17 protein-coding genes are annotated in these 13,647 nt (G+C 69.0%); 5 read left to right on the plus strand and 12 right to left on the minus strand.

Going from position 1 to position 13,647, the window contains the following annotated elements:
* Positions 1–6 precede the first annotated feature (6 nt).
* Positions 7–153 (minus strand): hypothetical protein, encoded by a 147-nt coding sequence (locus ABGB19_RS02620; protein ID WP_347683682.1) that lies wholly within the window; start codon positions 151–153, stop codon positions 7–9.
* A gap of 98 nt (positions 154–251) precedes the next feature.
* Between ABGB19_RS02620 and ABGB19_RS02625 the strand changes: the two genes are divergently transcribed.
* The 3 genes from ABGB19_RS02625 to ilvC are packed head-to-tail and all read left to right on the plus strand — an operon-like array spanning position 252 to position 3,622.
* Positions 252–2,069, plus strand: a complete 1,818-nt coding sequence (locus ABGB19_RS02625) for an acetolactate synthase large subunit (RefSeq protein ID WP_347684680.1) — start codon at positions 252–254, stop codon at positions 2,067–2,069.
* Positions 2,069–2,575, plus strand: a complete 507-nt coding sequence (gene ilvN, locus ABGB19_RS02630; protein WP_347683684.1) for an acetolactate synthase small subunit — start codon at positions 2,069–2,071, stop codon at positions 2,573–2,575. The genes ABGB19_RS02625 and ilvN overlap by 1 nt, the downstream gene beginning before the upstream one ends.
* 45 nt (positions 2,576–2,620) lie before the next feature.
* Positions 2,621–3,622: a ketol-acid reductoisomerase gene (ilvC, locus tag ABGB19_RS02635; protein ID WP_347684682.1), complete on the plus strand. Its 1,002-nt coding sequence runs from the start codon at positions 2,621–2,623 to the stop codon at positions 3,620–3,622.
* A 7-nt stretch (positions 3,623–3,629) separates the two neighbouring features.
* Here ilvC and ABGB19_RS02640 read toward each other — a convergent pair whose 3' ends face one another.
* Entirely contained in the window at positions 3,630–4,052 is a 423-nt protein-coding gene (locus ABGB19_RS02640; RefSeq protein WP_347683686.1) for a hypothetical protein, read from the minus strand.
* Positions 4,053–4,185: 133 nt separating this feature from the next.
* On the opposite strand from ABGB19_RS02640, the gene ABGB19_RS02645 reads away from it, so the two are divergent.
* Positions 4,186–5,025, plus strand: coding sequence for a MerR family transcriptional regulator (locus ABGB19_RS02645; RefSeq protein WP_347683688.1), 840 nt, complete (start codon positions 4,186–4,188; stop codon positions 5,023–5,025).
* 78 nt (positions 5,026–5,103) lie between these two features.
* Positions 5,104–5,658: an isopentenyl-diphosphate Delta-isomerase gene (gene idi, locus ABGB19_RS02650; protein ID WP_347683690.1), complete on the plus strand. Its 555-nt coding sequence runs from the start codon at positions 5,104–5,106 to the stop codon at positions 5,656–5,658.
* Here the strand turns inward: idi and ABGB19_RS02655 are convergent.
* The 10 genes from ABGB19_RS02655 to ABGB19_RS02700 are packed head-to-tail and all read right to left on the minus strand — an operon-like array spanning position 5,627 to position 13,491.
* On the minus strand, positions 5,627–5,767 hold the full coding sequence (locus ABGB19_RS02655; protein WP_347683692.1) for a DUF3140 domain-containing protein: 141 nt from the start codon (positions 5,765–5,767) through the stop codon (positions 5,627–5,629). The two genes, idi and ABGB19_RS02655, sit on opposite strands and share 32 nt — an antisense overlap.
* Before the next feature lie 4 nt (positions 5,768–5,771).
* Positions 5,772–5,981 carry a DUF2945 domain-containing protein gene (locus tag ABGB19_RS02660; RefSeq protein ID WP_347683694.1) on the minus strand — a complete coding sequence of 70 codons (210 nt, stop codon included), beginning with the start codon at positions 5,979–5,981 and terminating at the stop codon, positions 5,772–5,774.
* Between the two features lie 38 nt (positions 5,982–6,019).
* Positions 6,020–7,027 (minus strand): DUF5914 domain-containing protein, encoded by a 1,008-nt coding sequence (locus tag ABGB19_RS02665; protein WP_347683696.1) that lies wholly within the window; start codon positions 7,025–7,027, stop codon positions 6,020–6,022.
* Positions 7,024–8,541, minus strand: a complete 1,518-nt coding sequence (locus tag ABGB19_RS02670; protein ID WP_347683698.1) for an FAD-dependent oxidoreductase — start codon at positions 8,539–8,541, stop codon at positions 7,024–7,026. Before ABGB19_RS02670 ends, ABGB19_RS02665 begins: the two co-directional genes overlap by 4 nt.
* A complete protein-coding gene (locus tag ABGB19_RS02675) occupies positions 8,538–9,269 on the minus strand; it encodes a class I SAM-dependent methyltransferase (RefSeq protein WP_347683700.1) in 732 nt (243 codons plus the stop codon). Before ABGB19_RS02675 ends, ABGB19_RS02670 begins: the two co-directional genes overlap by 4 nt.
* The gene (locus tag ABGB19_RS02680) at positions 9,266–9,595 is read right to left on the minus strand and encodes a lycopene cyclase domain-containing protein (protein ID WP_347683702.1); all 330 of its coding nucleotides are present in this window, start codon (positions 9,593–9,595) and stop codon (positions 9,266–9,268) included. The genes ABGB19_RS02675 and ABGB19_RS02680 overlap by 4 nt, the downstream gene beginning before the upstream one ends.
* Positions 9,592–9,939, minus strand: a complete 348-nt coding sequence (locus ABGB19_RS02685) for a lycopene cyclase domain-containing protein (protein WP_347684684.1) — start codon at positions 9,937–9,939, stop codon at positions 9,592–9,594. The genes ABGB19_RS02680 and ABGB19_RS02685 overlap by 4 nt, the downstream gene beginning before the upstream one ends.
* Positions 9,940–9,941: 2 nt before the next feature.
* A complete protein-coding gene (locus ABGB19_RS02690; protein ID WP_347683704.1) occupies positions 9,942–10,889 on the minus strand; it encodes a phytoene/squalene synthase family protein in 948 nt (315 codons plus the stop codon).
* The gene (crtI, locus tag ABGB19_RS02695) at positions 10,886–12,394 is read right to left on the minus strand and encodes a phytoene desaturase family protein (RefSeq protein WP_347683706.1); all 1,509 of its coding nucleotides are present in this window, start codon (positions 12,392–12,394) and stop codon (positions 10,886–10,888) included. Before crtI ends, ABGB19_RS02690 begins: the two co-directional genes overlap by 4 nt.
* Positions 12,394–13,491: a polyprenyl synthetase family protein gene (locus ABGB19_RS02700; RefSeq protein WP_347684686.1), complete on the minus strand. Its 1,098-nt coding sequence runs from the start codon at positions 13,489–13,491 to the stop codon at positions 12,394–12,396. Before ABGB19_RS02700 ends, crtI begins: the two co-directional genes overlap by 1 nt.
* Between the last annotated feature and the right edge of the window lie 156 nt (positions 13,492–13,647).

The raw sequence follows: 13,647 nt of genomic DNA on the forward strand, positions 1-13,647 counted from the left end.
CGGAGGCTACCGTCGACGGTTATGCAGGCCCTGCTCGTAGTAATCGGGAAGCGCGTTGATGCCGCGCTTGCCCTTGCTCGGGCATAGCACCAGCATCGACGCGCGACCCTCGTACAGCAGCCCGCTGACGGGGGTTTTTTCTTGCCCGACCACCGATTTGAGACCCTAGAAGACGGATCCGAACAGGATTTAGGAGAACGAACACCGTGAGCGCACCGACTACCCGACCGCTGGAGCAGGCGGCGGCAACCGTGCCCGATGACGGACATGCCGGTCAGCCGACCGCAAAGCCCGCACCTGCGCAACCCAAACGCGTTGGGCCACAACAGATGACAGGTGCGCAGGCGGTGATCCGGTCGCTCGAGGAGCTCGACGTCGACACCATCTTCGGCATCCCAGGCGGCGCGGTGCTACCGGTCTACGACCCGCTGTTCGACTCGCAGAAGCTGCGCCACGTGCTGGTCCGTCACGAGCAGGGCGCCGGCCATGCCGCCAGCGGCTACGCGCACGCCACGGGCAAGGTCGGGGTCATGATGGCCACCTCCGGTCCGGGCGCCACCAACCTGGTCACCCCGCTGGCCGACGCGCACATGGATTCCATCCCCGTGGTGGCGATCACCGGCCAGGTCGGGCGCGGCCTCATCGGCACCGACGCGTTCCAGGAGGCCGACATCTCCGGCATCACCATGCCGATCACCAAGCACAACTTCCTGGTGCGCAACGGCGACGAGATCCCGCAGGCGATCGCCGAGGCGTTCCACATCGCCGCGACCGGCAGGCCCGGTCCCGTCCTCGTCGACATCCCCAAGGACGTCCTGCAGGGCCAGTGCGCGTTCAGCTGGCCGCCGCGCATCGACCTGCCCGGCTACAAGCCCAACACCAAGCCGCACAACCGCCAGATCCGCGAGGCGGCCAAGCTGATCGCGGCCGCCCGCAAGCCGGTGCTGTACGTCGGCGGCGGCGTGATCCGCGGCGAGGCCAGCGTCGAACTGCTCGAGCTGGCCGAGCTGACGGGCATTCCCGTGGTGACCACGCTGATGGCCCGCGGCGCGTTCCCGGACAGCCACCCGCAGAACATGGGCATGCCCGGCATGCACGGCACGGTGTCCGCGGTGGCCGCGCTGCAGCGCAGCGATCTGCTGATTGCGCTGGGCACCCGCTTCGACGACCGGGTGACCGGCAAGCTGGACTCCTTCGCGCCCGAGGCGAAGGTGATCCACGCCGACATCGACCCGGCCGAGATCGGCAAGAACCGCCACGCCGACGTGCCGATCGTCGGCGACATCCGCAACGTCATCACCGACCTGGTCGCCGCGCTGCGCCGGGATGGCACGGCGCTCAAGATCGACAACTGGTGGGAGTACCTGCGCGGGGTGAAGTCGACCTACCCGCTGAGCTACGGCCCGCAGAGCGACGGCAGCCTGTCACCGGAGTACGTCATCGAGACGCTGGGCAAGATGGCCGGGCCCGAGGCGGTATACGTCGCGGGCGTGGGCCAGCACCAGATGTGGGCCGCCCAGTTCATCTCCTACGAGAACCCGAAGACGTGGCTGAACTCCGGCGGCCTGGGCACCATGGGCTTCGCGGTGCCCGCGGCGATGGGCGCCAAGTTCGGCCGTCCGGAGGCCGAGGTATGGGCCATCGACGGCGACGGCTGCTTCCAGATGACCAACCAGGAGTTGGCGACCTGTGCCGTCGAGGGCGCGCCGATCAAGGTGGCGCTGATCAACAACGGCAACCTCGGCATGGTCCGCCAGTGGCAGACCCTGTTCTACGGGGAGCGGTACAGCCAGACGGATCTGGCCACGCACAGCCACCGCATCCCCGACTTCGTCAAGCTGGCCGAGGCGCTCGGCTGTGTCGGATTGCGTTGTGAGCGTGCCGAAGACGTCGAGGACGTCATCCGGCAGGCGCGTGAGATCAACGACCGTCCGGTGGTCATCGACTTCATCGTCGGCGCCGACGCCCAGGTGTGGCCGATGGTCGCCGCCGGCACGAGCAATGACGAGATCCAGGCTGCGCGCGGCATCCGCCCGCTGTTCGACGACCCGGAAGAAGGGCACGCCTGATGACCACCAGCACGCACACGCTCTCGGTGCTCGTCGAGGACAAACCCGGTGTCCTGGCGCGCGTCGCGTCGCTGTTCTCGCGGCGCGGCTTCAACATCCAGTCCCTGGCGGTCGGCGCGACCGAGCAGAAGGACATGTCGCGGATGACGATCGTCGTCAGCGTCGAGGACGCTCCGCTCGAGCAGATCACCAAGCAGCTCAACAAGCTGGTGAACGTGATCAAGATCGTCGAGCAGGAAGAGGACAACTCGGTCGCCCGTGAGTTGGCGCTCATCAAGGTGCGCACCGACGCGTCGACCCGCGGACAGGTCATCGAGGCGGTGAACCTGTTCCGCGCCAAGGTCGTCGACGTGTCGACCGAGTCGCTGACGATCGAGGCGACCGGCACCCCCGGCAAGCTCGAGGCGCTGCTGCGGGTCTTGGAGCCGTACGGGATCCGAGAACTCGTGCAGTCCGGAGTGGTGTCGCTGGCGCGCGGTCCGCGCGGCATCGGCACCGTCAAGTAAGCCCCGAATCAGATAACAGAGAAGGAAACCGAAGTGGCAGTTGAGATGTTTTACGACGACGACGCGGACCTGTCGATCATTCAGGGCCGCAAGGTCGGCGTCATCGGCTACGGCAGCCAGGGCCATGCGCACTCGCTGAGCCTGCGCGACTCCGGCGTGCAGGTGAAGGTCGGCCTCAAGGAGGGGTCGAAGTCGCGCGACAAGGTCACCGAGCAGGGCCTCGAGGTCGACACGCCCGCCGAGGTCGCCAAGTGGGCCGACGTGATCATGCTGCTGGCGCCCGACACCGCGCAGGCCGAGATCTTCGCCCAAGACATCGAGCCGAACCTCACCGACGGCAACGCGCTGTTCTTCGGCCACGGCCTGAACATCCACTTCAACCTGATCAAGCCGCCCGCCAACGTCACCATCGGCATGGTCGCGCCGAAGGGCCCCGGCCACCTGGTGCGCCGCCAGTTCGTCGACGGCAAGGGCGTGCCCTGCCTGATCGCGATCGACCAGGATCCCAAGGGCGAGGGCCAGGCGCTCGCGCTGTCGTACGCCAAGGGCATCGGCGGCACCCGCGCCGGCGTCATCAAGACCACGTTCAAGGACGAGACCGAAACCGACCTGTTCGGTGAGCAGGCCGTGTTGTGCGGCGGCACAGAGGAACTCGTCAAGACCGGCTTCGACGTGATGGTCGAGGCGGGTTATGCGCCGGAGCTGGCGTATTTCGAGGTGCTGCACGAGCTCAAGCTGATCGTCGACCTCATGTACGAGGGGGGCATCGCCCGGATGAACTACTCGGTGTCCGACACCGCGGAGTTCGGCGGTTATCTGTCGGGGCCGCGGGTCATCGACGCCGGCACCAAGGAGCGGATGAAGCAGATCCTCGCCGAGATCCAGGACGGCACCTTCGTCAAGAGGCTGGTCGCCAACGTCGAGGGTGGGAACAAGGAGCTCGAGGAGCTGCGCAAGCGCAACGCCGAGCACCCGATCGAGGTCACCGGCAAGAAGCTGCGCGACCTGATGAGCTGGGTCGACCGCCCGCTCACCGACACCGCGTAGTCACTGTTCAGGGGCGGCGCTCGTGACCCGCTTTACCGTGGGTCCGGCGCCGCTCCTTCATTTCCGACTCGTACACGTGCCGCACGCCGCCCTGTAGCTCGTCGCGCACCTGGCGCTCGTGGTCGCGGAACACCGACCAGTAGCTGTCGTCGAATTCCTCGACGATCTGAAACGTCCAGCGGCCGTGCAGCACGTTGCGGCCGACGAGCTCGGACTCCAGCCGCTCGGCGACGGCGTCGTGTCCGGCGTCGCGCAGCTTGTCGCATGCCTCGCCGAGCAGGAGATCCGCGCGGCCCATCAGTTGATGGAACGAATACAGCTCGCCGCGCGCGCGTTCCACCCATTCCAGCGCCTCCGACACGGCGCCCACCGCCTCCACCGTCGCATCGTCGGTGCCCTCGGGGCGCCTGTCCTTCTCCTGATCGGTCATGCCGCTACTCATACCCTCTTCCGCCGCCCAGCCGCAGCCAGATAGCGAACACATGCATCGCTAGTGCGTTGAAGGAGGTTGTTGGGGCCGGTGAAGGTTTACTCTTACGAAGTTGAGACATCTGCAGGCTGCCGTGTCAGACGACGCTGACAAGCCGAAATTCACGGTCCGCGTCGTGGCCGAACGCGTCGGCGTGCCGACCGCAACCCTGCGCAGCTGGAATCAGCGCTACGGCGTCGGTCCCTCCGAGCACAGCCCCGGCCGGCACCGCCTCTACAGCGAGAACGACATCACGATCGTGCGGAACATGCACGAGCTGATCGGGGAGGGAGCCAGCCCCCGCAGCGCCGCGCGCCTGGCCATCGAATCAGTCAAGCCTCCGCGCGGCGACGTCGACTCGGTGTTGTCGGCCGCGCTCGCGCTCGACCTGGTCTCCCTGGGCAGACTGCTGGAATCGCACCTGCGCCACTTCGGCGTCCTCGACACCTGGGATCTGGTGGTGCGGCCGGCGTTCGCGGCCGTGGTGAGCCGGCAGGACGACGGCGACGGCTGCGTCGACGTCGAACACGCGCTGTCGTGGTCGGTGTCGCGGGCGCTGCAGCGGTTGCCCGTCGCACCGCTCGATGCGACGGCGTCGACGGTGCTGGCGTGCACGTCCCGGGAGACGCACGTGCTGCCGGTCGAGGCGCTGCGCGCCGCCCTCGGCGAGGTGGGCCACGGCGCGTTGATGCTCGGCGCCGACGTGCCCCGCTCGGCGCTGACCGACGCGGTCGGCCGCCTTCACCAGCCGGTCACGGCGGTGCTGTGGTCCCAGACCCCCGAGACCGCGGACATGGACATGGTCCGCGCGGTAGGGACGCAGGCGCGGGTCATCCTCGGCGGGCCCGGCTGGGACGGGGTCGGCGAGGCGGAGTCGGCCGTGCGCGTGCACAGCCTTCGGGAGGCGGTCGAGTGCTGCGTTCGACCGCGGTGAGCGATATCGCATCGATTTTGCATCGTTGCGGTATATGTATTTGGGTATGTATGTGAGGTGTCTACGGAGGTGTCTGGCATGACGACGGCTACCGCCGACGAATCCGTGGTGCTGCTGGATGAGGACGGACGGCACATCGGCAGTGCCGCCAAGACCACCGTCCACCATGCCGCGACCCCGTTGCATCTCGGTTTCTCGTGTTATCTGTTCGACCCCCACGGGCGGGTGCTGCTGTCGCGGCGCGCACTGGGCAAACTGACCTGGCCGGGGGTGTGGTCCAACTCGTTCTGCGGGCATCCCGGCCCCGGCGAGCGGATCGAGGACGCGGTGCACCGCCGCGCGCAGCAGGAGCTGGGCGTGACGATCGACTCGCTGGCGTGCGTGCTGCCCGACTTCCGCTACCGCGCGGTGGCCGCCGACGGCACGGTCGAGAACGAGATCTGCCCGGTGTTCGTCGCGCGCTGTGACGGCGGGGTCCGGCCCGATCCCGACGAAGTCATGGAGTGGATGTGGGTGTCCTGGGAACAGTTGCGCTCTGCCGTCGCGCTGCCGTGGTCGATCAGCCCGTGGGCGATGGAACAGATCCCGCTGCTTGACCAGATCACTTACAGGGGTCGTGGGCCCAGTTCATGAGCGAGTAGCGCCACGCCGACTCGCTCACATCGCCGGTGGGCCGTCGTGCCAGATGCCGGTGGGCATAGCCGACGACCTTGCGAATGTGAGCGTAGTCGTCGTCGCCCATGTCGCTACTTCTTGTCCAGTGATTCGGGCTTGTGCACGGCGTCGCGACCGCTCTTGTCGCTTCGCACCCGGTACTGGGGGTTGTCGGAGTCGGCGCGTACCTGCCGGCCGGCCGTCTTCGTGTCAGAGGTGATCTTCTCCTCGACGGTCCCGGTGACCGTGCTGCCGTGGCTCTTCCACTGGACCTTGTCGCCCTTGCTGATGTCTTTGCTCATCTGCGCCGCATACCCGACGCATTCGATGCAAAACAGATTCAGGACCGGGCGCGCAGGTGGTACAGCCGCTCCGCGTATGCGAGATCGTCGCGCCAGAGCCGGGTCGCGGCGAACCGCATGAACGGGCGGATCACCGGCGCGCCGGGCAGGGCGTGGGCGAAGCCCGGCCGGTCGGAGTGCGCGATGACCGCCTCGATCACCGCGGTGCGGGGCTTGCCGTCCGGACCGGGACCCAGCGGGGTGGCGTGCGTTTCCACCACGCTTCCCGCGCCCTCGCCGTCGACGATGCGCATGGTGATCGTGCGCGGTTCCGGCGCGGTGAACTCGGCGATCACCGGGACGCCGAGACGGCCGAGACGGAACGTGACGGCGACCAGGAAGCGATCCGCATCGTCCGGCAGGTCGTCGTCGGCGGCCGGGGAGGACAGGACATCGAGGCGGGTGAACGAGTACGGGTGAAACCAGGCTCCGTGCCAGGGGTCCAGCCGGTTGGCGATGACATCGCTCGGCTCGCAGGTGCCGACCAGCCGGGTGACCGCCGCGATCAGGGCGCCGTCGGGGCGTGGTGGCAGAACCGGTGCCTCCGTTGGTGTTTCGCCGCCGACCCGGTCCAGCCGCACCCAGGCGAGCACGCCGTCGTCGTGCGCGGGCCAGGGGCGCCACCCCCACGTTCGGCCACCGTCGAAACGCAGGCCGTGCCACGGGCAGATCAGCGTGCCGCAGTCGACGGTGCCGGTGGACAGATCCGCGCCGAGGTGCGGACACGCGGCGGGGCCGACGGCCAGGCCGCCGTCCGCGCCGCGCCACGCCACCAGTTCGACACCGGCCACCGTCGCGCTGATCGGTCGCTTGCCGATCCGGTCGCTCGCCGCGAACGCATACCAGTTCCCGCTCGCCCTGCGTTGAGACCGCCGTAACGCCGAGTCGATCAGGGCGGGCTCGGCGTCGGCGTATGTCGGCCGTTGGCCCGACCACGCGGCGCGCGGAAGCACCTCGAACGGCGAGGTTTTCGCGAGCTTGGCCGTCACATCCGAGAGCAGCCTCATCGCCTGTGCTGCCTTTCGGCGAGTCGGCGCAGCGGTGCCGACCGGCCCTTGGTCGGCACGGTCTGCAGGTCGTGACCGGTGAGGCCGAACCTCTTGAGCAGCAGGTTGGCCGCCGACCATCCGGTGGTCGCGGCGCGTTCCATCAGCGCGACGGGAAGATCGATGCGGATGCCGTCACCGGCGAGCGCCAGGCCGTCGGTCGGCGTCGCCACAGCGGGCCGGCACGCGAAATCGCCCGGTGCGAAGCGGGGGCAGTCCTGGCGGTTGAGCACCCGCTCTCCGACGACGGTGGCGCCCGCAGTTTCCGGGTACAGCTCGTGCAGCCGGGCCGGCATGCGCTCGCACACCCCAGCCGCGCCGTTGGCCACGGCGTAGGAGTGCAGTTCCACCACCGATCCGCCGGTGCGGCGCGACCAGTCGGCCGCCTCGCGTTCGTACCGTTCGAGCACACTGACATTGTCCAGCGGCGGGCGCCCGCCCGTCCCGAGAAACGCCGCACGGTCCGGGTTCGTCGGCCGGTCCAGCCACCGCCTCTGCACCACGAACGGCGCCGCCGTCTGCAGCGCGGCGACCTGTGACCGCCACGCGCCGTCACCGAGCGAGACCGAGTTGTCGACGATGCGTTGAAGGCCGGTGACGTCGGTCGCCAGCACGACCCCGTCGGCCTGCAGGTCGTCGCCGTCGGTGCGCACCAGGAAGCGGGCACCGGCCTGCACTACGGTCGCCGAGACGCCGGTGTGCACGCGTACCCCGAGATCGTGGAGATGGGAACGCAGTGGATTCCACAGCGCCACATCGAAATTCGCGTTGGCGACGTCGAAGGTCAGTCCCTCGCTCGAGCCGAGGAAGTAGATGTGGAACATCGTCGCCAGCTCGCCGGCCGACAGGTCGGCCGGTTCGGAGAAGAAGCTGCGGGAGAACACCTCGAAGGCGAGGTGGCGTGCCGCCTCGGGAAAGTTGATGTCGCGCAGGAACGACTCGGCGTCGGTCTCGTCGAGTTCGCGGTAGATGGCGGGCACCGTGACCGTGGCCAGCGGAGCCGCGGCGCGGGCGTTGATCCTCGCCAGATCCCGCAACCGGAAGGTGGGGCTGCGCAACGCGAACGCCAGCGCGTTCAACGGCGGCGTCTGCGGCAACCCGCGGAAGGTGTCGCGTCTGCCGTGTGCGTCGATCAGCGGATAGTCCGGCACCGGGGTCAGCATTCCCAGGGCGGGATCGATGCGGCGTAACAGGTTTCGCAGGTTGTAGTACTGCCGGAAGAAGGCGTGGAAGCCGCGGTTCATCGACACCGGCGTGCCGTCGTCGAGCAGTTCGGTCCAGCCCCCGACGCGACCGCCCAGGTATGTCTCGCGCTCCAGTACGTCGACGGACACCCCGCGCTCGGCCAGTCCGGTCGCCGCCGCCAGGCCGGCGATGCCCGCCCCGACGACCACCACCCGGGGCCGTTCAGGCAGGGCGGCGGCGTCGGGGACACCGGTCCACGCGGCGTGGGTCACGCGGCGCGGATCGGTCATCGAGGCGCCTCGGCCAGGAACGTGTGCACGATGTCGCGCTGCCAACCGGGCATCGTCTCGCTACGTACCCCGGTGAAGCCGTTGTCGGCCAGGCGCTTCCGGAACCGCGCCGCGCCGTCGAAATTGTTGACGCTGCGCCGCAGATAGCGGTACAACGACGCGTCTCCGCTGCGCAGCCGGCCGCTCGGGATGATGATCGTGGCGCACACGGCGTTCCAGGTGACGGTGGCCAGCCGCGAGTCACGCACCGAATACTCGTGCACGGCAAGTGTCGCACCCGGCCGCAGCAACGAACGGAACTCGCGCAGTTGGGCATCCGGGTCGGGCAGGTTGCGGATCAGGTAGGCGGCGAAGATGCCGTCGAACGGTCCGGTGACGCCGGCGTCGGCGATGTTCTCGATGCGACTGTGCACGAACTCGACCGTGTCCGGCCACCGTTTGGCGCGCGCTTGTTCGAGCATGCCGGCCGAACCGTCCACCCCGACGATCTCGGCTTGCGGCGCCGCACGCAGCAGCGCAGCGGTCGACGCACCCGTCCCGCACCCGGCGTCGAGCAGGCGCAGCCCGCGGCCGCCGTCCGGCAGCCCCATGCGCTGCGCCGAGATCCGCAGGTGCGCGTGGTATCCGGGGTTGGAATCGACCAGCGTGTCGTAGGCGGATGCGCCGTCGTCGAATGCGGCGGGAACATCGGCGGGGTCGTCGGGACTCCAGCCTGCACTGGCCTTCACGGCGTGTCCTTTCTGCTTGCGCGTAGCCGTTGCCGCTCCCAGAGCAGCAGCACCGCGGTGACCATCGCCCAGCCGAACAGGAAGTCCTCGACGGGGATGTCGAACGGGAACCGGATCCCGCTGGTGTGCTTGTCGTCGTAGATGACGATCGGCGCGCTGAGCTTGGTCAGCCAGCCGTCGACGGGGATCTGGAAACCGAGCACGATCGCCATCGAGATCCAGTACGCCGCCCTGCGGAACAGCCCGGTGCGCAGCACGGCGAACTCCATCACGCATACCGCGATCACCGCGAGCACGGCGGGCACCGTGTAGCCGAGACCGGTCACGAGACGCGCTCCGCCCGGGAGCCCGCGCGCTTGCGCAACCACGTCAGGATCGTGTCGACGGCGTTGTAGGTCAGCAGACCGCACAACGGGATCACTATGAAGAACAGCAGTTCCTCGACGGGCATCACGCCGGGGATCTCGATGCCGCTGACGTACTGGGGGTTGTAGGTCCAGACGTGGGCGGCGATCGCGATCGCGTCCCAGACCACGAAGAACGCCGCCACGGGCAGCACCGCACCCGCGGTCCGCCAGACCTGCCGGTACACGCCGGCGCCGAGGATCTCCAGCGGTGCGGTGATCGCCAGGCAGGCAGCAAGCACGAACAGGTACTGCCAGCGGTCCATCGTCACGCCCCGTGGTCTCGCAACCGCGCGCGCCACGCTTTGACCAGACCCGCGCCGCCGACCCGGATGCGCCGGCCGGTGCCGACGGTGGCGCGCTGGCTGAAGACGGCGAAGTCGATCTCCTCGATGCGGTCCAGGATCTCCGAGTACAGCGTCAGGGCCGCGGCGACGCACGGCCGGGACCGTGGCCGCAGCAGCGGAATGCCGTGCTGGGCATAGTCGTACACGCGCCGGGTGATGGCGTGCTGTTCGACAAGCGCGCGGCGCACCTTGGCGTCGGTGCGGTGGTTGCGGTGGCACCACATGAGCAGATCGCGGTCGACGCCGTGCACGGCCAACTCGTCGGCGGGCAGATACACCCGACCCCGCTGCAGATCCTCGTCGATGTCGCGCAGGAAGTTGGTGAGCTGGAAGGCCTTTCCCAGCGCGGCGGCGTACGGCGCGGCCTCCTCGCGGGGGCCGACGGTGCCCAGCACCGGCAGCAGTTGCAGCCCGATCACCTCGGCCGAGCCGTACATGTAGCGGTCCAGCGCGGCCCGGTCGGGATAGTCCGTGACGGACAGGTCCATGCGCATCGAGCCGAGGAAGTCGTCGAACAGCTCCCACGGAATGCCGTATCTGCGGGCGCAGTGCACGACGGCGGTCAGCGACTGATCGTCGTCGTCGGTGCAGCCCTGCACCAGGCGGTTGAACAGCTGCGTCGCCAGCCGCTGCAGCCGGTCGGCGCGCTCGCTCATCGGGATGACCGGGTCGAAGTCGTCGAGGATGTCGTCGGCGCGCCTGGCGAAGCCGTACAACGCGTGCACGGCGGGCCGCTGCTCGGGTGCCAGCAGCCTGGTGGCGAGGAAGAAGGTCTTGCCGTGCTCGGCGTTGATCGTGCGGCACCGCCGATACGCCTCGCGCAGGGCCGGGTCGTGGACGCCCGCGGCGTCGAGTTCGGAACCGATCATGTTGGCACCACCTGGGTACGGGCCCGCCGCGCCGGCAGGCCGGTGATTCGGTCGGCGGCCAGCCGCCCGGAGATCAGCGCGGTGGGCACGCCGACACCGGGGACGGTCGACGAGCCCGCCAGCACGACGTTTGCGATGCCGCGCACGGTGTTGGCGGGGCGGAACGGGCCGGTCTGGCCGAACGTGTGAGCCAACGCGAACGGCGTGCCCGCGGCCATGCCCTGGCGGGCCCAGTCCGCCGGATCCACCACGTGCAGCACCTCGGCGTCCTGCCCCAGTTGCGGCACGCGGGCCGTGACGGCATCCATCATCTGGCCGACGTAGGTGTCCCGAGTTGATGCCCAATCCACCTGTCCGACAGCGAGATTAGGAGCCGGTGCCAGGATGTAGAGCAGGTCGCGGCCCGCGGGAGCCAGGCTGGCGTCGCCTGCGGTGGGCCGGGTCACCAACAGCGACGGGTCAGCCATCAACCGTCCCTCGTCGATGATGTCGGTGAAGGTCCGCTGCCACGCGTCACCGAAAAGGATGGTGTGGTGGTCGATGTCGGCCTCGACCGCACGGCAGCCGACATGCGCGACGACGGCTGACGGCGCGGGCCGCAGGCGCAGCAGGCGCCGCGGCGTGCGCTCGAGCAACCGGTAGGTGTCGGGCAGTTCGGTGGTCAGCACCACCGCGTCGGCCGGTATCCGGTCGCCGCCCTCCGTGCGCACGGCCGTCACCCGGTCACCGGACCGCTCCAGCGCTGAAACCGGTGAGCCGTAGTGGAATTGGACACCCGCGTCGGCCGCCGCGGCCGCCAGCGCGTCGGGCAGCGCGCGCATACCGCCACGCGGGAAGTACACGCCCGCGATGGTGTCCATGTAGGCGATGACGGCGTAGACCGCCAGCGCGCGGTGCGGCGGGACACCGGCGTAGAGCGCCTGAAAGGTGAACACCCGCTGCAGGCGTTCGTCGGTGATGAAGCGGCGCACCATCTTGTCCCACCGCCGGAACCCGCCGATGGCGGTGAGCCGCGCGAGTTGCGGCGTCACCAACGACAGCGGTGAGTCGAAGTTCGACGCGATGAACCCGTCGAACTCGACCTGATACAGCTTGGTCAGCCATTTGCGCAGCCGCAGATACCCGTCCGCCTGGCCGGTGCCGGCGAAACGTTCGATCTCGGCGGCCATCGCGTCGCGGTCGCTGTGCACGTGCAGCCCGCTGCCGTCGGCGAACGACGCGCGATAGGCCGGTTCGACGCTGATCAGGTCCAGCCGGTCTGCGGTGGTCTCGCCGACGGCGGCGAAGGCGTCGTCGATGATGTCGGGCATCGTCAACACGGTCGGTCCGGTATCGAGGCGGTAGCCGCCGATGTCGGCGCGGCCCACGCGGCCGCCGGGATGCTCGCCGCGTTCGACGACGGTGACCGCGCGGCCGCGGCCCGCGAGTTGCAGGGCCGCCGACAGGCCGGCCAGTCCGGCCCCGACCACCACGACGCGGTCGCTGTTGCCCCCGACCGTGCGCATCATGCCGCTCGCTCGGTGCAAGCCGTGGCCATGTCGGCCAGCGCAGTGCGGATCACGGACTCCAGCGGCCCGCTGTCGATCAGCTCGAGAGCCTGGGTGAGACGTGAATCAATCAGTTTTTCAATCCATTCCACGGCACCGGTGGCCACGATGAGTGACCGCCAGTGGGCGATGTCGGCCGAATCGAGGTCCGGCGTGCTCATCAACTGGGTGAGCTGTCGGCGCAGCGTGGCGTCCGCGAGCCGGTAGGCCGCCACCACCACGCTCGTCGCCTTGTGTTCCGACAGGTCGCTGCTCGCCGGCTTGCCGGTCACCTCCGGTGCGCCGAAGATGCCCAGCACGTCGTCGCGCAACTGGAAGGCCTCGCCGACCGCCTCGCCGTACCCGCTCAGCGGTGCCATCACACCGGGGGCGCAGCCGGCCATCGCCGCGCCGATCTCCAACGGCCTGCGCACGGTGTAGTTGCCCGACTTGCGCCGCAGCACGTCGAGCACCTGGTCCCACTCGGGGAACTCGGCGGCGTCGTTGACGAGGTCGGCGAACTGGCCCACCGCGAGTTCGGTGCGCATCGCGTCGTAGCGCGGCCACGCCCGCGACAGCGCGGGCCCGCCGACGCCGCTCTCGCGCATCATCTGCTGCGCCCAGACCAGGCAGAGGTCGCCGAGCAGCACCGCGGCCGCCTCGCCGAATCGGTCCGCCGAGCCGGACATCGCGCGTTCACGGTGCCACTGGGCGAATCTGACATGGGCCGCGGGGCGGCCCCGACGCAACTCCGACCCGTCCATTACGTCATCTTGCAGCAGCGCGAACGCATGCAAAAGCTCGAAACTTGCAGCCGCCCGCAGGGCGCCGTGGTCGTCGTCGGCGCCGCACAGCCAGCCCAGGTACATGAACGTCGAGCGGACGCACTTGCCGCCGTCGACGAACGCCAGCAGCACGTCGGTGGCGACGTCCACTCCCGCGGCGCTGAGATCGTCGGCGCACCGGGTGCGCACGAACCCCGCGACCGAGGTCAGCACGGCCTGTCGCACGGACCGCCGCCAAGTCGGAAAGGACGTCGTCAGCAGGCCCTTGTGCGGAGCAGCAGGGGGCGACATCGCCAGCGTGGGGACGCGCGCATGTCCGTTGATACTGCTCAACCAGCGTCCCCTTCACTCAGTTGCGACGACGAAGTACCCCGATTGGACGGAACCCAACCGGCTACTCCCAGTTCTACCGCATAGATGCATCGATTACGCATCGAAGTGTGACGG

Source organism: Mycobacterium sp. B14F4 (assembly GCF_039871645.1).
Lineage (GTDB): Bacteria > Actinomycetota > Actinomycetes > Mycobacteriales > Mycobacteriaceae > Mycobacterium.